The sequence below is a fragment of the Clostridium sp. C2-6-12 genome, from assembly GCF_009928485.1.
Classification (GTDB): domain Bacteria; phylum Bacillota; class Clostridia; order Clostridiales; family Clostridiaceae; genus Clostridium.
Genome location: NZ_JAABNP010000021.1, coordinates 33887 through 54972, shown reverse-complemented (window position 1 = coordinate 54972; position 21086 = coordinate 33887). Strand labels below are relative to the sequence as shown.

Sequence of the window (21086 nt, the reverse complement as noted above, 5' to 3'; positions counted from 1 at the left end):
CCAATTAACTATACTCATAAGTAATCTCATAAAAATTAACTTCATGTGGTGAAAGTGAACTTTCTAACCTTAATTCACCTACACTTTCTACATAAAAAACAGTTTGCTTTGGTACACAAATTTGTTTTAAATAGTCAATTTCATCTTTTTTAATATTATAAATAGCATTCATATTAAGCCATTCATCAAAGATACTTCCATGTTCTCTATTTAAAATATACTTTTTCACACGATAACGGCCTTTTTTAGTTCCTTTTAAAGTTATAAAAAAATTTAAATTTTCTTGATTTTCATAAATATTGTAATATTGTTCTAAGGTAACAGGTGTTTCTTCACTTAAACAATAAAAATAATCAAAATGTTTATAATTATAGGTAATGATTTCAAAATTATATAAGGATTTCTTAGTTATTATATATCCGTCACCTTTTTGTACTAAATCATTGCCTAGTTTTCCTAACATTTCATATGCGTAAAAGCCTGGTTTATTTATTCCATTAGCACTTATGAGTCCCATATCTCCATAGAGCAAATTTTTTGAATCCTTTAATTCGCCTGATACATCTGAGCAGAACCAGTAGCCAAAGCTATCTGTTTCATCTAGATTGTCTAAAATATTTTTAGCAATATATGCAGCCTTAAAAGTAGTATCATTAGCTGGATGACGATGAGATATACTTGAATTATATTCTGTAACATGTATTTCTGGAATATTTACTCCTGCTTCCTTAACCATTTTACGTATTTTATCTAATTTTACTTTTGAATAATTTTTATCCTTAGAGGGCAAAAGATGAGTTAAGTAGTCGCCTTCATCATTTTTATATGATTTCTTTCCTGTATTATTTTTTTCACTTGATTTTTCAACCTTACTATCCTCTATTAGTTCATATGGATATATTGATATCGATAAGAAATCCAGCTTAATACTTGTTTTTTTTACTTGTTTTAAAAACTCGTTAAACTGTTTCATATTTACTTCCGGATTAAAACCTGGTCCCCCAATTTTAGCTTCCGGTACTATTTCTTTTATTATGTTGTAGTAATTTAGAAATGTATTTAAATATTTATCAAAGTGTCCGCTCCAAAAAACATAATCATTGTCTCCTTCTTTCCAAAGTTCAAAATACCACTGTGAAACTTCATTTATTCCATACCTATTTATACAATGGAACATAAATTTCTCCAATAAATCTAAGGCTTCTTTTAAGGTTTTCTGCTTTTCTGATGAATTTCTGAAATACATAACTTTATCAGAAACAAGATTAAGTACCTTAGCCTTATTACCTAATTCAATGAAGGGCTTTAAGTTAATACTATATAAAAAATCTATTAGCTTATCAATTTTAGCAAAATTGTAATTATCCTCATTTCCATTATCATCTCCATAGCTAAGCATTTCATCACTGAAAATCCCTTGAAATCTAGCATATTTAAATTTAATTTTATTTTGAATATCTGTTAAGTGTTGCTGCAAATCTGATCTTAATCCATCCTGAGCATAACCTAAATTTATTAAATTTCTCCAAGTATGTTGTATAGTCTTTGATGTATAAATGTCTGCTTCTACACTTATATAATTAATTGGTTTATTATCTACAATTTTTTTCTCTTCTTCCTCTGCCACATATTTTGTTAATTTTTCAATAGCTTGATTATAATCAACCTTTGTTACTTCTGTCTCCACTTTTTCAGACACATTAGTTTTTATTTGTTTTCTTCTAACTTGGTTTCTATATTCTGCTGGCGTAGTATCATATACTTCTTTGAAGATTTTATTAAAGGCTACTAAGTTAGGAAAACCATTATTCATTGCAATTTTAGTTACTGAATTATCTGTACGAATAAGCTCTTTTACAGCTTGAGCCAAACGAAATTCATTTAGATATTTTGAAAAAGTCATCCCCATATGAATCTTAAAAAATTTAGATAAATATTCAGGCGTTAAATATTGAGAATCAGCAACATCCTGCAGAGATATCTGCTGATAATAATTTTGTTTAATGTATGATACAATTTTGTTTATGCGATCAGTATATTTACTATTTTTAATATCTAAGTTCTGCATTTTATAGTCATCTGCAATTACAAAATACACATTTAACAAATATATTAAATCATATAATAATGACATTATTTTATAATCATATCCATATTCTCTATTCGAGTATTCATACATGACTTTTGCCAATATCTTTCTGATGTCATCATAATGCTCATTTTCATTAACAGAGGAATTACATAAAAATAAGCTTTGCTCCCTTTTCGCTACATCTTTAAAGAAATCATTATCAATTTCCATTAATAAAATGAGATTTTCTCCTTCACCATAAATTTCATAAACATCTCCATTATTAATTAATGTTACATCTGATTCTGATAATTTATATTTTTGATTGTTTATTACTACCTCCAATTCTCCTTTTAAAACGAATAAAAATTCTACATTTTTTTGAACATTAGTAGAAATCTTTTTTACTTTATTTAAAAAGATCATAACTGGTATATTATTTTTTTCATTAGTGTTTTGTCTTATGTTACCCATATTGCACGCTCCTTTAAAAACTATATTTTAATCCTCTTTTAACTTGCATGCCCTCCCAATTAGCTAATTTAATAATTCTAATTACATCCATTTTCAATAGATCTTATAATTATAGCTACAATTTCTGTTGCAATTTCTTCAAATGTAATAGGTTCATATTCAAAAGTTATCTGACTATAACTCATTCTTTGAAGCAATCCCATAACAGTCTGATATATATACATTCCAGTTTTAGAAGCATTTACATTTTCTCTTAAGGAACCATCCATAATTCCTTTTTCTAAGGCATGTTTGAGTAAACTTTTATTATAATCTTCCTTTGTAAAACTTTTATATTTTAATTTTAATTCTTCATTTAAATCATGAGAGCTATAGTAAAGATCAAATGAAACTATGAATTTCATTTCTTCTTTATGCTCTTTTGCAAAGTTTATCCATGCATAAAGTACTGATTTCAGACTCTCTCTACCATTGGATGTAAAATCACTTCTATCTTTTATAAACATTAACATCCTCTTTAATATATCCATTTGCACTTCAAATATTAATTCATCCACAGTATTAAAATATTTGTAAAAAGTAACCCTGCTTACTCCAGCCTTAGAGCAAATATCCGTTATTTTCACATCATGAAAACTATTTTTTAAAAATAATTCTTTCCCAGTTTCAATAATTTCTTCTCTATTTTTGTTGCTAATATTTAAATGCCAATTGTTATTCATTTTTTTCACCTATCCATCGCTTTATTACAGTTTTTATTTTTTGTTAAATACGATAACAAAATGAGCAGTTCTTGTTAACCTTTACAAAAGCTATATAAAAAAATTATAGCTTATCAATTCATAATAGCTCTTTACATCTTGTAAACAATTATACATGCAACTTTACACCATGTAAATGGCAATCAACTTACATTTTCTCAATGCTTTTTTAAATCATAAGAATTAACGCATATATAGTTAAATTTTTATTTAAATATTCCATGTTAAAAGAGCACTTTAAAACAATGTTATTTGTCTTAAAATGCCCATTATAATCAGTAATTTAATCATATAAATATTTATTAACATAATATTTCTCTTACCATAATCTCTATTCTTTTTGAGGTAATCCTTTATAATATCAATAATTACAAATTTATCAATCTAACATATTTGTTTTTTATTTTTTAAACAAATAATAAAAGCCTTTGTATAGTTAGGATAGTTACAATCCAACTCAATATTTCCTTTGTGGTATCGCATTATTTTAGCTGCTATCGCAAGACCAAGTCCGCTTCCTCCTTTTGACGTTCGTGCTTCATCACCGCAAACAAATGGTTTAAAAATATCATTTCTTATATTTTCTGGAATGCAAGTACCTGTATCTGCTATAACTATTTTATTATCTTTCTCCAATTTTACACAGACCTCTATACCTTCAGGATTATGTTTAATCACATTTGTCAGAAGATTATTAATTACCCTTTTCATTTGGATTTCATCAGCATTTATAACGATTTTTTCATCCGGTATCTCTATTTTCATTGACATATTTTTTTCTTCAAACTCCATAAACATAATGCTTACACATTCACGAAGCAGTTCGGCAATATCAACCTCACCTATGTTTAAATTATTTTCTGAATTCTCTAATTTCGAATATTCAAAAAGTAGGTCTATCAGCTGATTCATATTATCGGATTTTTTCGCTATTACCTTCAGATATTCCAATTCCTGCTCCCTTGAATTAACAATCCCCTTTACAATGGCCTCAGAAAATCCCTTTATTGTTGTAATAGGTGTTTTTAAATCATGGGCAACATTACTAAAAAGTAGTGACCTTTCTTTTTCATATTTTTGCTCCAATTCTTTAGATTTTTTCATTTCTACAATCATGTAATTAAAAGCATCCCTGATATCAACAAACTCATTTTCTGTTTCAAAGTCCAGCTTTGTATCAAACTTTCCACTTGATGCTTGTCTTAAACCTTCCGTAATTTTATCAACTGGATATGTTATCCTCCGGCTAACTAGCCTGCTGAACAATCTTGTGAAAATACAGACCACCACAGCAACTGAAATAATATACATAATCAGCCATCTTAATGGGTATGTATTATTTACATTTTGATAGCCAAAAATAATTGTAATTCCTATCCTATTATTGCCTGCATCACTTAAAATGTAGAGAATAAGTATATTAGATGCAATCATAAAAAATATAATAAAAAATAAAATAACAACAAATCTTTTCATAATATATTGCTTTAAATTACTATTCATTGATTTTCTCCATTCGATACCCCAGGCCCCTAATATTTTTGATACAATTTCCGCGGACGAATTTTCCTCTCAGTTTACTGATACACACCATAATGCTGTTGTCATCAACAACTGAATATTCCCCCCACCCCGCTTCAAATATTTGTTGTTTGGTATATACTCTTCCTGGTGCTTCCATAAAGAGCTTTAATATCCTGAATTCTGTCGAAGTTAATTCTATTCTTGACTCGTTCTCATAGGCAATACAATCACATAAATCAAGTTTTATATTTCCATTGTATAGACATATACTATCTTTTTTCTCATCTGTATTAAGATTATAAAACCTGCGTATATTAGCATTAATTCTTGCAATCACTTCTATGGGATCAAATGGTTTTACTATATAATCGTCCGCTCCTAAATCCAATCCAAGGATTTTGTCATTGATATTATTTTTTGCTGTAAGGAATATAACAGGCAGAATAATTTCTTTTCTTATTTCTTTAATAAGCTGAAATCCGTTCATTTCAGGCATCATAATATCAAGCAGAATACAGTCTACTTTACTAGTTCTCACTAAATCTAGTGCTTCTTTCCCGTTTGACGCTATAATAACATTATTACCCTCATTTTCAATATACAATCTTAATAATTCAATAATATCCTTGTCATCATCAGTAATTAATATAGTATAAGCCAAATATATCACATCCTTTATTTTATCAATTCCCTTAAATCATTAATGAATTTATCAGCTGATTCACCAAGACATACCATATGCCCTGACTCATACTCATTAAATGTTACTCTTTCCTTATCTATCGGTGCATTATTAATAATATTTTTTACTATTCCTGCTGGAGTTGCTAAATCATAGTAGCCTGAAGCTACAAACAGTTTCATATTCTGATTTCTCCTCATAGCAGCAGCCAGATCGTATGCGTATCCCTTGCTCGGTATCAGTCCTTTTTTACTGTTATCCCATTTAAAGTTAAGATCACCCCATACAATGTTATTATATGGTTTATCTATATCTACATTCAATACATTTTTCTGATAATCGTGAAATGTAGCTATAAATGCAGGCGAATACTGACCCATAGATGGATCATCCGCCACTGGTTCATAACCTTTTCCGACATTTGGAAGCGTACATCTTCCATCATAAATTCCAACGTCTTTGTTTTCTTCCTTCAGTAATTCATTAGAAAAGCTACTACTGCGAATTTCCAGTGTTTTTTCAAAGTATTTTTCAGGTAGCCCCGTATATTTTATAAGTTTTTCTATTGTCTCCTGCTTTTCCTTATCTGTAAGCGTTCCGTTTCCTTCCTTTATAAGTGCTTTGTAGTATTCATTTTCAGCAAAATTCATAACTTCTTCATTAAATTCTTCGATTGATTGATTACTGTTTCCACTCTTTTTGTGGTACCATGCAGTATTTGCCATAGAAGGAAGCGCCATAGCTTTCATCATAACCTTGTCAGTGAAATCGTCATCCAATGTCGACCCTGCCATAATAACACCATCAATATTTATCCCTGTAAATCTTCCTGAGCTTGTTGTAGGCCCTCCCATTAAAGCATTGGGTAAAAGTGCCGCTCTTTTGCACCCGTAACTTTCTCCCAAAATATATTTTGACGAATTCCATCGGTTATTTTTCGCTACCCATTGCTCTATAAATTGTGCCATTGAGTCAGCATCAGCGTAAGCTCCATAAAAATCCTCGTTTTTTCCAACTCCAACAGCCTTGCTATACCCAGTTCCCACAGGATCAATAAAAACTATATCCGCTGTATCAAGAATACTATTTGTATTCTCTGTATACTTATAAGGTGGCTTTATATCCGGATTTACAGCTGAGTTTAATTCCGTCTTATAAGGACCTATTCCCATCTGTAGCCATAAAGAAGATGAACCAGGACCTCCGTTAAAAGCAAAAATAATAGGCCTATTATCTCCCTTATCTTTAATATATGAATAGCTGAAAATTGATGCTGTTGGCTCTCCTTTTAGATTATAAATATACGTCTCACCAGCTGTAGCTGTATAGTTTACTTTTTGTCCATTGATAGTTGCCATATGTTTTGTTATATATCTTTGTGGTTCCGATAAACCATAGCTGGCATAACTGTTGTCTAATGACACAATGCTGGATTTATGATAAAGTTTATTTATCCCAAAGCCTCCGCCTACAATTAGTAATCCTATTAAGCATACCGTTGTTATTTTTATTACTTTATTTTTTATCACTTTAATACATCTCCTGTCATATTTTAATCACAGGATAAATATATAATATAATTATTTCTTTTGATTATAAACAACCTTAATATTTCCTTAAAAACAAGCAATTAGAAACTTTTGCATAAGCAGTCTCTCTCTTCTTAGTAACTACTGTTGTTATTTATGCTAAGCGATCAGGCGTTTTTTGGTAAACAAAAATATTAATTTTCTCACTATTGCTTTTTCAAATTTATACAACCATAACTCTAAAGCTTTATTCAATCAGACTACCTTCCTCTAAAACTTCCTATAATTTTCCACATGCAAAAAAGCAGCAACAAATTGTAGATTTTAGTGATTTTGATTGTAGCATTCCCTCGTGACAATAAAAAAACACGACCACCTGTAAGCAGCTATTTAAGCCACATATAAATGGTCGTGGATTTTATGGTGAAGGCTAAGCGTGACCTTTTAAATCCACTATATATATTTTTAAAATTAACCAATTTATAATTTAAGAGTAACTTAGTGCGTGCCAATACTGGGCACACCATAAAAAGTAGCAATTTCTTTTTAAGAAACTGCTACCCATATTAAAAATACATTATTCGTTTATATATTTTTCGAAGTTCTTATAAACTTCCATTCTCTTATCTAAAAGCTCTTTGTTTGCCATTATCTTTGGTGCACAGATTGCCCCAAACCCTTGGATTTCTACAGTGTGTTCACGAAGACCTGCAAATGTACCTCTAGCTCTTGCTTGCTGAGCCTCAGAGAAGGTTACTTTTAACTTTTCTCCTTCAATTGCAATCTTACCTTCAATTCCGCATATTGGACATTCTACTGTAGTTGTTCCATTAACTGTTAAAAGGTTTTGATGGCATACTGGACATGTTCCTTCTGGACCAAACCATGCAATATCCTTATCATCTTTTCCATAAGCTTCTGCAGTTTGTTTACCTATTTCATGAACTTCAGACATCATTTTATCATCTAGGATTGGATTAGCTCTTGTTCCCATTCCTGATGCATCGTAATTACCAATAACTTTCATCATTGGAGGAAAGCCAAAAAGATGCATAGTTGATGTACCCATGGATACCCAGTTTGGTGTAATTGCTCCACCAACCGAAATGTAAGATACATAACGTTTTTTCAATCTTTCTTGTGGATATGCATCTGGATCTCCAGGAGCCTCCCCATTTCTTCTCTTATCTAGTACCCAGTTAATTGCAGATACATCATGACGACAAGAGAATCTGTCAACAAAATTCTTAAATTGACCAACTGGCTGTAATACATATACTGGTGCACCTACAATCAAGCAGTCAGCTTCACGGATTGCTTCTTCTACCATCTGTAAATCATCTTTAACTATACAGTCATTATCTTTACCTTTTCCAAGGTTTGTTGAGCAAGCGCCACATCCCGTACAACGATCAATTGTAAGATTATTTGTGTTGATAAATTTTATTTCTGCATCTGGTGCACCTTCTTTTGCGCCAAAAAGTGCTTCTTTTACTAAAATATCTGTATTGCAATTTTTTCTTCCAAATGATAATCCTAAAACTTTCATAATTAAAAACTCCTTTTTCTAAGTTCATAAATAAATATTTTTTATAATTTCCAAAATACATAATAATATCTTTCTATATTAATTATAAATTTTCTTGTATAGGTATTCTGTCAGTTATTTAACCAGTTTTAGTCTATATTCTGACCCTTTTATTTTTTTCTTTTAATTTAAAATAAATATATCAAAAATAGTTACTATTAATTTTGACATTAAACTAATTTCAATCAATTATATTAATAATACAAAAAAGAAATCTTAATGTTTTTATTAAGATTTCTTTTCATTTTTTATAATTTAAATTTTTTAATCATATTATTTAGCTTCTCAGATAACATAGCTTGATTTTGGGATGCTTTAGTTATTTCTTGTATAGCTCTAGTAGATTCACTTATACTTTCTAATATCTCTTCTGAATTAGCCGCTGATTCCTCCGCTGTTGCTGAAACATTCTCAATTGCTTTTTTTACTTCCAACATAATTTTGTTCACTACATCCATTGAATCCATAATATCTGATGATAAAGTGCTAAATTCCATAGCATCATCGCCATATTCCTTACCTGTATTTTCGAATAATTCATAATCATGCTTCACATCATTATCAATAAAACCTAATATTTCATTGGATCCATTTGAAATATTTTCAAATGCCTTTTCAATCTTATTTGTTACCTCTTGAATCTTTTGAACTGTTGTAGATGACTGTTCAGCTAATTTTCTAACCTCATCAGCAACAATTGCAAATCCTTTGCCTTGTTCTCCTGCTCTTGCTGCTTCAATAGCAGCATTAAGTGCAAGAAGATTTGTTTGACTTGCTATATTTTCTATTTCGTCTGCCATTATTTTAACTTGATTAACAATCTTTCCTTCCTCAATTGCGCTTAGTATAATTGCTTGCTTCTCTAAATATATGATGTTTGAGGTTTTAGAATTGTTTTCAGCAGTTTTTCTAAATTCTTTTGCTTTTAATTCAATATTCTTTGCCTTTTTATTACCTTCTATTGCTTTCCTAGTAACCTCCTCTGTATTTACTGAAATACTTTCTGTTGTAGCGTTTATTTCTTCTGTTGTTGCACTTAATTGTTCTGCACCTAAAGATACTTGTTTTGAAGATTCATTTACACTCTCCATTTTTTTTGATATTTCTTCTGTTGTTGCAAATACTTCTTCACTAGTAGCACTAATATCAGAAGCACTATTTGAAATTTCATGTATTAACTCTTTTATATTCATTATAGATTCATTTAATGCTTTTGCCAAAATTCCAATTTCACTCTTATTATTAACATGGGCTAATTTAGATAAATCATTATTTCCAATTGCTTCTGCAACAATTACAACTTTCTTTATTTGTCTTGAAATCGAAATTGAAATTATTAATCCTAATACTATAGCAATAAGTAAACCTAACACAATTATAAATAAAATTTCACTGTATGCAGTTTTATATGTAGCTTGACTATTACCATAATCAGATTTCGCATTATCAGATATTATTTTTAATTCATTATCCAAAAATTCTATCTTCTTATCTTGTATCTTACTGTACTTGTCCATCAGCTCACCAGCATAGCTATAATTTCCATCTTTGATTTCTTTCACTGCTTTATCAATAGTTTCATTTGAATTTTGTGTCACTTCATCAAATTTAACTAATTCATTTTTATCAGAATCAGCAGTTATAATTTTTTTATATTCTGAAATTATTGAACTATAATCATTTTGTGTATTTTTAATTACTTTTTCAAAATCATTTATTCCCATTCTAAAATTAGGGTTAATGAGCAAGAGAACATTTTTTTCTTCTAATAATGCATTTTGTTTGATTTGATTAATATAATCAATTTTCAACAAATCATTGTTATAAATATTATTAAGATTCCCATTTATACTTTTCATATGATATATTCCTATCATTCCAACAATTCCTATGAAAAATGCAACAAAAATAAATGCCATAAGCAACTTATAAATAATTTTCAAATTATTAAACCATTTATACATAAATCAATATCACTCCTTTTTACTTTTAGCACAACAAAACATGTCAAAAATAGCTATAGATAATTTTGACATGTTTTGTTATTCTAATAAAATTAAACTTTAATCTATTTACCTAAAATCAACTTTACTCCTCCATAAATGCCTGCATCATTTCCTAATTTAGCAAGTTCAAATTTTGTTTCTTCACATGCATGAAAAGCTTTTTCAATAAAGTGTTTTCTTATAACATTAATAAGAATCATTCCTGCCTTCGATACTCCCCCACCGATTACAAAAACTTCTGGATCACATACACAAGAAACATTAGCAAGTGCTCCACCTAATTTTCCCCCTAAATCTTCAACTAATATAGTAGCTAGCTCATCGCCTTCTTTTGCAGCGTCAAATATTAATTTTGCTGTAATTTCACTAGAATCTCTTAGTATCGAAAGTCTTTCCTCGCTATTTAATAGCTTTTGTGCTTCTTTTACAATTCCAGTAGCTGATGCATATTGTTCAAGACAGCCTGTTTTTCCACAGCCACAAGTTTCAGTTTCATTTCTAACAACTTTTATATGACCAATTTCTCCACCTGCTCCATTAGTTCCTGAAATAACATTTCCATCAATTATAATTCCTCCACCAACACCTGTTCCAAGGGTTACCATCACTACATTTTTATATCCTTTTCCGCCACCTTGCCACATTTCACCAAGTGCTGCAACATTGGCATCATTTCCTGCCTTTACTGGCAAATCAATCATTTCACTTAGGGTTTCTTCTACATTAAATATTCCCCAGCCTAAGTTAACACATTTTAAAACTGTTCCATCACCGCTAACTGGCCCTGGAACTCCAATTCCAACACCTACTACATCATGTCTATGTATTTCTTTTTGTTTCATCTTATATTTTATTTCTTTTGCAATGTCATCTAAAATATATTTACCATTTTCCTCTTTTCTCGTATCTACTTCCCACTTTTCTAAAAGTGTTCCATCTACCTTAAACAGTCCCATTTTTACTGTTGTTCCACCTATATCTATTCCAAATCCGTAACTTCTCATTTGCTCTTTCTCCTCATCTATATTTTTATTTTTGATAAAAATTATGTTTATAATAATATAAGATTAATAAATTAACGTGTTGTGTTAGCACAGCACGTTAATTTATTTATTTTGTTACATTACTAAATTTATATTTCCATACATACCTGTTGGATCTATTGAATCATGCCATAATATATATGGTGGCTCTGGTCTTGTGAATCGATCCCTATCTAACGTTGTTGCAACTTCAACACGGATTTTGTTTTCGCCTTTCTTTAAGTACTTAGCTACATCATAGATATAAGGTGCGCATATTTTCATTCCTACATACTCATCGTTAATCCATAATTCCATAGCTTCATATACATATTGAAAACTCAAATAAGCTTCATCTTTCACTTCATTTATTTCTATAGTCTTTTCATATCTTATTAATCCTGCAAATAAAGGATCTTCATTTGATATCGGAACAAGATTTTCCATTTTAATAATTTCACGGAAATTTGGATATTCTTTATTCTTTATCATAGAATAATTCCAATCACTAGATAAATTCATACTGTTCTTGCACTTAACAAGTTTTTCTGACATAGGTAAGTAGTCCACAGTAATTTCATCATATCCGCTTATATTTTCAAATACCACACAAGATTCGCAAGGGTTTAATTCTATGAAAATACTACTCTTTCCAGCTGACTTATTGACAGTTAATTTTTCAAATCTATTTTCTAAACAATTATATATGACTGCATTTTCTAAAGTATTAATCTCAATTTCTCCTCTAAAAGTTTCATGAGCTGATTCATTTTGGAACATGTATATATTGCCTTCTTTAAAATAATGATAATATGTTAAATCAGAAAATCTATTCTTTAGCTTAACTTCGCTAAAGCCTTTTTCTTGTAGTACACTAGCAAGTGATTCTATTTTTATTACTTTGCAGCTTTCACAAACTTTCAGTAATTCTGCTGTTTCTGCTTCACAAGTCTCATTAGTAATTCCTTGTGGCATATCATCTACAAATATAACTTCAAGTTCATTAGCATTTTTTATAAAGTTTGCTAGTTCCTTTGTAATATACTGACTATAAGGAATTACTAAGCATTTAAACTCTACATCATTAATATTTAATATACCATTTTCTAATTTTCCATTATAAGCTTCAAGATCATTTAACATATCCATAGGAACAAAATCAAATTCAATTTGGTTTTCAGTTAATTCCCTTGCTGGCTTTTGCATCTTCATAAAATCTCCAGCCCATTCACTTTCCCCGTGATATAAAATAGCTACTGGAGCCACATGTCTTCCACCATTTAATATGTGACACATACGATTAGCATAATTCATTAGATAACCAAAATGCCTAAACTGAGGGTTATTTCCTCTTGCATAAAAATGTGGTGGACAATCATTATCTGGATATTCAGCCATAGAAAATGCATGTGGTACAAGATAATTTATTCCCCTAACTAGTAAGTGATCTAAAATATATCTCATATCTCTTACGCCAAGCTTCCATCCATATGCACCAAAAAGCTCACACATAGTTCTTCCATTTTTCTTTGGATCAAGATGACCACTAGACGCTCCTAATTTTCCTAAAGCATAATGATAAAATTCACCATCACCTTTTGTTAGTGATACTCTTTCAAGTCCTGCTCCACCTGGAATTATTTGTCCTCCAATAACATCAATTCCAGCCATATGCTGACCATCTATTGCTCTAAAAAAATGACCTGCTCCACTTCCAAGCTTACTATGCTGATTACTATCTTCGACAACATGCCCTATATATTCTACTCCATGTTCTTCGCACCATTTACCTAATTGACCACAAAAATTCTTTTTATATAACTTTGTAATAATATCCATGTAAATGTATCTAGTATTAACACATTGATTCATTTCCATTGTTCCTATCCATAAATATGGTAAGTATAGGTTCCATTGACTACCGAAAGCATCTTTAAGCATTTCTTTAACTTCTTCACTCCATGGAAGTGGCATATCTCTTCTTCCAATTGATTCATCAAAATCAAAACCACCTACATTACCAAATGCAGGCTCATCTGAAAAGAATCCTGCAAAAGTTTTTCCAAACTCTTCTTTGTAATGTTCGTAATGTGGTTCATATACAGCTTCTAATTGTGTACTTACAGATTCTTTATCAACCATATTTATATATCTATTGTCACCGCCATCAGTTTTAGTTTCATAAACAATATATATTCTCCAAGCGCCTGCTGGTAATTTACATGTTAAAAAATTACCTACTACCTTGTCTGTTAAATCAACTAATTCTTCATGAATATCTCCATCTCTAACTAATCTAGCTGCTACAACGCTAACTAACTTATTCTTTTTTTGTTCTTCAACATCTTTTTGTTTTCCAAAATCCAAAAATGAAGTTCTAGGCTTAAGCATTGGTGTAAAATGAACACTTACTTCATCTTGTGCTCCTATTACATCAACTACGTTATAATTAATATAAGTTTTTCTTCTTTCAGGATATTTTTTCTCAATCAATCCATTGGCATACCCTGTTGGGAAATGAGCATCATCTAAAACCCAAACTTTCATATCTCTTTTTTTTGCTTCTTCCATAATGATATCTAAATCATGCCACCATTTAGGTCCTGCAAAATCTGGATGAGGTCTAGCTTCAACACATACTGCTTTTATTCCACTTTCATATATTTTTTCTATTTCCTCACGAATAACATTTTCTTCTTCTCCACGCATCCATAAAAAAGGGAGAATATAATTACCACCTTTATCGCTTTTTAATTCTTCAATTATCTTTTTCATCTTTGACCTCCATTTTGCATTCTGTATTTATTCTCATATTATTAAAAATTTTATTATTTTACTTCTTTCATTTCAAACCAATCAAATTCTGCAATATTATCGCTTTCTTTGCCGTTAGCAGTAGCAAACATACCAATTAATGTCCCAGCCATACAGCCAACTTTTTCTGGATTGATTCTTCCACAGTCTACGTTTTCTGCAAGACACTTCATGTGTTCTAAATCAGTTCCATATACAAAGTCATACTTTTCATGATTTGCATTAAACCCTAAAATAATTTCATTATTATCACATGGCACACATGCAATTATTTCTTCCTTGTGATCATATGAAAAGCCTGGGAAATATGGAGGTGTATCATAATTCGTTGTAGAAATTATCAATTTCAAAAGTTGTTCCCCATTTTCACAAGTACGTTCTACACGTAGCTGATGATGCATAGCCTGCATTATAGCTAAACCAGCACACTCTCCTTCTTGAGGCTTAAAACTCATCTTAGCAAATACCGAGAAATCTATATAAATTTGTCTTTTCCCTACAAAGCCCATAGTCCTGTCTTTACATGGCTCTGCACCTATTACAAGAGGCTTAATTACTGGTGTTAAATTTTCCTTTACACATTTTAAAGATAGTTTTGAATTAGCTACCTTATAAAACTCTTCATATGGAGTCCCTAGTAATACCCATGACATTCCAAGGTCATTCTCACCATCAAAATTTTCTAAATCTTTTTCATTTTTATCAAATTCTGTCCATGATAGGGACGCTGCTGGATATTCCCATTCTACTTTTCCTGTTCCCGGACTGAATATAGGCCATTCTCTCTCCCACATAACTGGGCAAATAAAAGTTTCTCTTCCTAAATTCTTATATTCACCATCTATCAATCTAGAAGCAAGCATTACAGCATACCATTCTCCATTTTGTGTTTCCACAAAATCTGCATGTCCTACATTAATAATTGGAGATTTAAATCCAAAATGTCTATGAGTCATTACAGGATTTGCAGGGCATCCTTCATACCATCCAAACAATTCTTTACTTCTTGCTACCATTACTGCATGATAATGTTCAGTTCCACCCTCTGCAAGCATTAGATAATAATACTCTCCAATATGATATAGATGTGGAGCTTCTGGTGAAGAACCACCTCTTAGTGCACTATTATAAATAGTTTTTGGTTCCCCTGCTAATTTAAAGTTTTCCATATCATATGGTGCAAGCCAGATTCCTCTTTCCATATAACCAGTACCATTATCCCATACATTTCCTGTACCCATAATATAAGCTTTTCCATCATTATCAAAGAAAATGGAAGCATCAATTCCTGGAACATCTGTTAACCAATGTGGTTCTGACCATGGCCCCTTTGGATCTTTCGCTGTAATAATAAAATTACCCCTATCAGAAAAGTTTGCATTTATTATATAAAATGTACCGTTATTATAACGAATTGTTGGTGCCATTACACCACAAAACATTGAATTAGCTTCCACATGAAAGCCATTCTCTTTTGTTAAAGCATGCCCTATCTGCTCCCAATTTGCTAAATCCTTGCTATGAAAAACTGGAATTCCAGGATACATTTCAAAACTGGAACATATTAAATAAAAATCATCTCCTACTCTACAAATTGATGGATCTGGATAAAATCCTGGTATAATAGGATTTTTTATTTTTCTTTCTGTCATATACTTTCAATCCTTTCGCTTTTTTATTATACAAAATGCAATTAAATTTATTATCTTTAAGTTAATTTTCTTTTCTTTCATAAATACTTTAAAAGAAATAACTAGCAATTATACTGCTAGCTATTTCTTTTATAATCAAATATTAGTTACCACTTTTGTTATGTCTTTCAATAAGTATTCTACTATTCTCATCAGCTTTTGCCTTTGTTATTTTATAGAAAAACATTGGAATAACTGCAATTAAAAACATAATCCCTGGCACTAAATTTACTATAGCATTTATTCCAGTAATTGCTTCTGGTGTTTGTTGAGCATTAGCAACATATCCAACTAAACCTAATGATGCGACACTTATTGTTCCTACTAATGCATTTGAAATCTTTGTTATAAGACTTGTAAAGGAATATATTGCACCATCACTACGAAGACCTGTCTTTACTTGATTATCATCTATACAATCTGCTGTCATACTAAATATCATAATTCCATTAAATCCTAGTGGTACACACGCAATAAATGATAAAGCTATAATCATTGTTACATTTGTTGCAGGCACGAAATATAAACTACCAAATCCTAATCCAGTTATAGTTAATCCAATTTGTAAAAGTGTCTTTTTCTCAATATATTTTGTTGCAATAGGTGGTATAAATGAACCAATTGCCATACAAACAGATAATAATGTAAATAAAACAGCTATTAAGTCTGGACGTCCTAATGCATATATACAATAATAAACTAAAGTTCCTAATCTTTGAAACAATCCTGTAAATAATATAAAAAGTGATGCAAATACAATTAATAAAGGTTTGTTTGAAACTACTGCATGTAAAGATTCTTTTACAGAAGGTCTTTCTTCTTTTTCTGGAGTTATAACTTCCTTACAATTTTTAAAAGTTAAAAATAACATTGGCATTGATACTACTGATAATACTATTGCTGCATAGAAATAACCTCTTTGATTATTTCCACCACCTAAAACTTGAATTATTGGCATTACTGCTGCACCTGTTAAAATTCCAGCCATTGTACCAAAAAATCCTCTAAATGAATTCAAACTAGTTCTTTCATCTGTGCTTCTTGACATTACTGTAGCTAAAGCTCCATATGGTACATTTACCATTGAGTGAAAAGTACCTAATAGTAAATAAGTTACACCTGCATAAACTATTTTCCACCCACCTGTAAATGATGGAGTGTAAAAAGTTAAAACATTAAATATTCCTAGGAATATTGCTCCATATAAAATATATGGTCTAAAACGTCCATGTTTTGTGTTCGTACGTTCCATAATTAATCCTAAGACTGGATCTACAACAACATCCCATACTCTTGCTACAAGTAATAATATTGCAACTGCTGCACCTGGTAATCCAAATACATCTGTATAAAAGAATAATAGATATGATGACACTAAACTCCATACTACACTGGCTGCAAATTCTCCTAAACCATAACTAACTTTCGTAAAGAAACTAAGTTTTTCTTGACCTGTCCCCATTTGTTGAGCAACGTTTACATTTTGCATATTAATTTCCTCCTATTTACTGACTTTTAGGTTTTCCATAGTAATTTCTTATCAAACTCTAATATTAGTGCGCTTTATAAAATACAACTATAATATTTTTATATCGTTTACATAGTTTGTATAAAAAAAGACGATTATGATATAATCTAAATAGCTAATTTTTATTAGTTTATATTTTTAGTTTATAAGCAAGGTCCTAAGCTTGCTTATAAAGTGAAACTTGATTCAGTTTACCTGAATCTTAGTTGAACTTATCTAGGGTCGTGTCGCTGTTCACTGCTACTTAAATAAGTAGCAGTGTTACAGCGGCTAGACATCAGATAAACTTTTTTATTTTATTCAAAATCAATTATGGCTTTATTGGTTCTACTTGATTCCCATGCTGCTTCCATTACTGATAATACACGGCGTACTTCTGAAATCTTGATTTTTGATTCTTCTGTTCCATCTAATGCGCCTTGTACATTCGTATAAAAATCTACCCAATCAGTTTCAACTTGTGGAAGCGGCTCTTCTACAATTCCTCCTGGAGGTACAGGAGCAAATTGTCTTGTAGGTCCTGCTACTGTTTCAGTTATTTGAGGTGGAAGTTTCTTTAGCATATCTCCAGTACGGTAAATTGCTCCATCACAGCCAAAGGTTTTTACAATTATTGTTCCTTTATCTCCAGCAACTAGCCAGCGTGGTTGATATTCTAATATATATGTTGATAATTCTAAGTGGAATGTAATTCCATTTTCCATCTTTAATATAATCTTAAAGTAATCATCAACTTCTTCATGAAGTACATTTTTTATATCTGCATAAATTGATTTAATCTTTACACCTGGCATCATAAATAAAGCTTGGTCAATCAAATGAACTCCCCAGTCATATATCATTCCACCACCATATTTCTTATAAAGATGCCATTCATGCATATATCCATTACCTGAATGAAGTTTACTTTCAATTGTAAATATATTACCTAAAAGTCCTTCATCATATGCTTTCTTTACAATTAACATATCTCTGTCCCATCTTCTATTTTGATGAGCTGTAAAGAATACACCTGCTTTTTTACATGCTGCTTCCATTTCATCTAATTCTGCAACATTCATAGCTGCTGGTTTTTCAGTAATTACATTTTTTCCAGCTTCAGCTGCTTTTAAACACATTTCCTTGTGTAAATGGTTAGGTACAGTCAATATTACTGTGTTAACTTCACTATCTGCAAGTAGTTCATCTGCTGATTTATAAAGTTTAAATCCCATTTCTTCTGCTTCATTCCAACGTTCTTCTTTAATATCACATACTGCTACAATTTCAACTCCTGCACGTGGTGCATTTTGAGCATGCCATTTTCCCATGCCTCCAAAGCCTATAACACCTAATTTAATTTTCATTCTTTTCACCTACTTTTATATCTTGTGCCCCTACTTGGACATATTATTTTTTACTTATGCTATATTACAAATTGTCTAAGATATTTTGCACTTAAAATTACAGCTTTCTTTGAATCTTCAACTGAACCTTCAAAAGCTTTATCTTCAACTTCAATACATGTATCACCTGTATAGCCTATGTCTGTTAAAGCCGAAACATATTTTCCCCAATCAACATCACCAAGTCCTGGTAACTTAGGAGACATATATTGAAGTGGTGTTGCCATAATTCCAACATCCTCAAGTTTGTCTTTATATATTTTTATATCCTTGTAATGTACATGGAATATCTTGTCTTTAAATTCGTATATTGGTTTAATATAATCAATATGTTGCCATACAAAGTGAGATGGATCATAATTTAATCCAAAGTTTGGACTATCTAATATTTCAAAAACTTTTCTCCAATTTGCAGGTGATGTCATAAGATTTTGTCCACCTGGCCATTCATCATTTGTAAATAACATTGGACAATTTTCAATTCCTATCTTTACACCTTTTTCTTCTGCGTGTTTTACAATTGGAGGCCAAACTTCTTTAACTATTTCCAAGTTTTCTTCAACTGTTTTTGATGGTATACGTCCTACAAAAGTAGTAATCATATTAACATCTAATTTGCTAGAAGCATCAATTAATTTATTTAAATGCTCAACATATACTTTTCTTTTTTCTAAATCTTCCTCAAGGGTATTTGGATAATATGCTAAAGATGATATTTTAACTTTCTTTTTCTCTAAGTAATTCTTAATATATGAAACTTTAGCATCATCTAGTATATCTACATCAATATGACACACACCTGCATATCTTCTTTCTGCTTTACCCTTAGGCCAACAGCACATTTCTATACATTCAAGTCCATTTTCAGCAGCGAAATCTACTACTTCTTCAAAACTTAATTCACCTAGTATTGCACTTACAAATCCTAATTTCATGAGAATTCTCCTTTCTAAAGTCATATTTACCTAATGATTTTTCATCATTAGGTAAATATTGAGTTTATAGCAACAGTTACTAAATTACATTCCCAAGAATTTTTTCTCCATTGCAATTTGACGTCTTGTAAATTCTGTTCCGCCACAATATAATTCATCTTCATATTCACAAATAAGATATCCATCGAAATCTGTATCCTTTAGCATTCCTAAAATTTCTTCATAAGGTATGCTTGGCTCTACACAATCTTCACTTAAATAATGGAACTTACCATGCATTTCAAAGCAATATGGAAGAATTTCTTTTAATCCATTTAATAATTCTGGTAATTTTTCCTTTGCATTGAATTGAACAAATCCGTACATTCCTTGTAATGTACCATTGATTGCTGGATGAGCTCCAGCTTCCATTAATTTTTTACGAGCCTCTTCTATATCTACACCTTGATATCTAAATTCAGCTGCCATTTGTAAATGTTCTTCTTTAACACCTATAGCAAGTGCTTTATCCCAATGTGGCTTATTAGGAGCAATTGCGAAGCATCCAAAGTCAGGTACAAAGCCTAAATGCTTAGATCCTGTACGTTTTATAACTTCTAAATATTTCATCATCTTTGGAGATGTTGGTGTTTCTGGATTGTGAATTTCAATACCTGCTTTTACATCATATAATTCTGCATATGGTGCAAGTCTTTCAAAGGCTTCTGGTGATAACATGTATTGTACACGCATAACCTTACAACCTAATTTATTAGCTGCTTTTAAATCAATAATTGCATCTGCTAACATTTCATCATCAGTAAGATTTCTATCATGACGCATACCTTTATCATTATTTGCACCATATCCAACTGGTCCAATACCATACTTAGCCTTTAATGAATTTACTAATCCTAAAAATTCATCACTTACATTTGGATAAGAAGGAATCATTTGAGATCCTACAATTTCATATCCTGTTGCACCAGCTAAAGCTGCTTGTTTTACACATTCTTCAAAATCATATTGTAATTTTGCATACTCTGTTCCATAACAAAACAAAGTTGCACCTAATTTAATATTACTCATCTTTTATT

The 21086-nt window shown here is 30.7% G+C and carries 14 protein-coding genes; all 14 read right to left on the bottom strand.

The window, feature by feature from the left end; translation table 11 throughout:
• Positions 1 to 4 precede the first annotated feature (4 nt).
• The 14 genes from GXK56_RS17115 to GXK56_RS17050 all read right to left on the bottom strand — a co-directional run bounded on the left by GXK56_RS17115 (position 5) and on the right by GXK56_RS17050 (position 21078).
• The gene (locus tag GXK56_RS17115) at positions 5 to 2545 is read right to left on the bottom strand and encodes a helix-turn-helix domain-containing protein (RefSeq protein WP_160689608.1); all 2541 of its coding nucleotides are present in this window, start codon (positions 2543 to 2545) and stop codon (positions 5 to 7) included.
• A 77-nt stretch (positions 2546 to 2622) separates the two neighbouring features.
• Positions 2623 to 3267, bottom strand: a complete 645-nt coding sequence (locus GXK56_RS17110) for a TetR/AcrR family transcriptional regulator (protein WP_160689606.1) — start codon at positions 3265 to 3267, stop codon at positions 2623 to 2625.
• A gap of 423 nt (positions 3268 to 3690) precedes the next feature.
• A complete protein-coding gene (locus tag GXK56_RS17105) occupies positions 3691 to 4809 on the bottom strand; it encodes a HAMP domain-containing sensor histidine kinase (protein WP_160689604.1) in 1119 nt (372 codons plus the stop codon).
• Positions 4802 to 5491 (bottom strand): response regulator transcription factor, encoded by a 690-nt coding sequence (locus GXK56_RS17100; protein ID WP_160689602.1) that lies wholly within the window; start codon positions 5489 to 5491, stop codon positions 4802 to 4804. The genes GXK56_RS17105 and GXK56_RS17100 overlap by 8 nt, the downstream gene beginning before the upstream one ends.
• A 14-nt stretch (positions 5492 to 5505) precedes the next feature.
• On the bottom strand, positions 5506 to 7041 hold the full coding sequence (locus GXK56_RS17095) for a septum formation initiator (protein WP_160689600.1): 1536 nt from the start codon (positions 7039 to 7041) through the stop codon (positions 5506 to 5508).
• A gap of 577 nt (positions 7042 to 7618) precedes the next feature.
• Positions 7619 to 8590 (bottom strand): flavodoxin family protein, encoded by a 972-nt coding sequence (locus GXK56_RS17090; RefSeq protein WP_160689598.1) that lies wholly within the window; start codon positions 8588 to 8590, stop codon positions 7619 to 7621.
• Between the two features lie 287 nt (positions 8591 to 8877).
• Positions 8878 to 10593, bottom strand: coding sequence for a methyl-accepting chemotaxis protein (locus tag GXK56_RS17085; protein WP_160689596.1), 1716 nt, complete (start codon positions 10591 to 10593; stop codon positions 8878 to 8880).
• Between the two features lie 104 nt (positions 10594 to 10697).
• Positions 10698 to 11639: an ROK family glucokinase gene (locus GXK56_RS17080; protein ID WP_160689594.1), complete on the bottom strand. Its 942-nt coding sequence runs from the start codon at positions 11637 to 11639 to the stop codon at positions 10698 to 10700.
• A gap of 114 nt (positions 11640 to 11753) precedes the next feature.
• Positions 11754 to 14432 carry a glycosyl hydrolase gene (locus GXK56_RS17075; protein ID WP_160689592.1) on the bottom strand — a complete coding sequence of 893 codons (2679 nt, stop codon included), beginning with the start codon at positions 14430 to 14432 and terminating at the stop codon, positions 11754 to 11756.
• Positions 14433 to 14485: 53 nt separating this feature from the next.
• Positions 14486 to 16123 carry a glycoside hydrolase family 43 protein gene (locus GXK56_RS17070; protein WP_160689590.1) on the bottom strand — a complete coding sequence of 546 codons (1638 nt, stop codon included), beginning with the start codon at positions 16121 to 16123 and terminating at the stop codon, positions 14486 to 14488.
• A gap of 142 nt (positions 16124 to 16265) precedes the next feature.
• Positions 16266 to 17651 (bottom strand): MFS transporter, encoded by a 1386-nt coding sequence (locus tag GXK56_RS17065; RefSeq protein ID WP_160689588.1) that lies wholly within the window; start codon positions 17649 to 17651, stop codon positions 16266 to 16268.
• A gap of 335 nt (positions 17652 to 17986) precedes the next feature.
• The gene (locus GXK56_RS17060) at positions 17987 to 19036 is read right to left on the bottom strand and encodes a Gfo/Idh/MocA family oxidoreductase (RefSeq protein ID WP_160689586.1); all 1050 of its coding nucleotides are present in this window, start codon (positions 19034 to 19036) and stop codon (positions 17987 to 17989) included.
• Between the two features lie 59 nt (positions 19037 to 19095).
• Positions 19096 to 20010 carry a sugar phosphate isomerase/epimerase gene (locus GXK56_RS17055; RefSeq protein WP_160689584.1) on the bottom strand — a complete coding sequence of 305 codons (915 nt, stop codon included), beginning with the start codon at positions 20008 to 20010 and terminating at the stop codon, positions 19096 to 19098.
• Between the two features lie 84 nt (positions 20011 to 20094).
• Positions 20095 to 21078, bottom strand: coding sequence for a TIM barrel protein (locus tag GXK56_RS17050; protein ID WP_160689582.1), 984 nt, complete (start codon positions 21076 to 21078; stop codon positions 20095 to 20097).
• Positions 21079 to 21086: the final 8 nt, after the last annotated feature.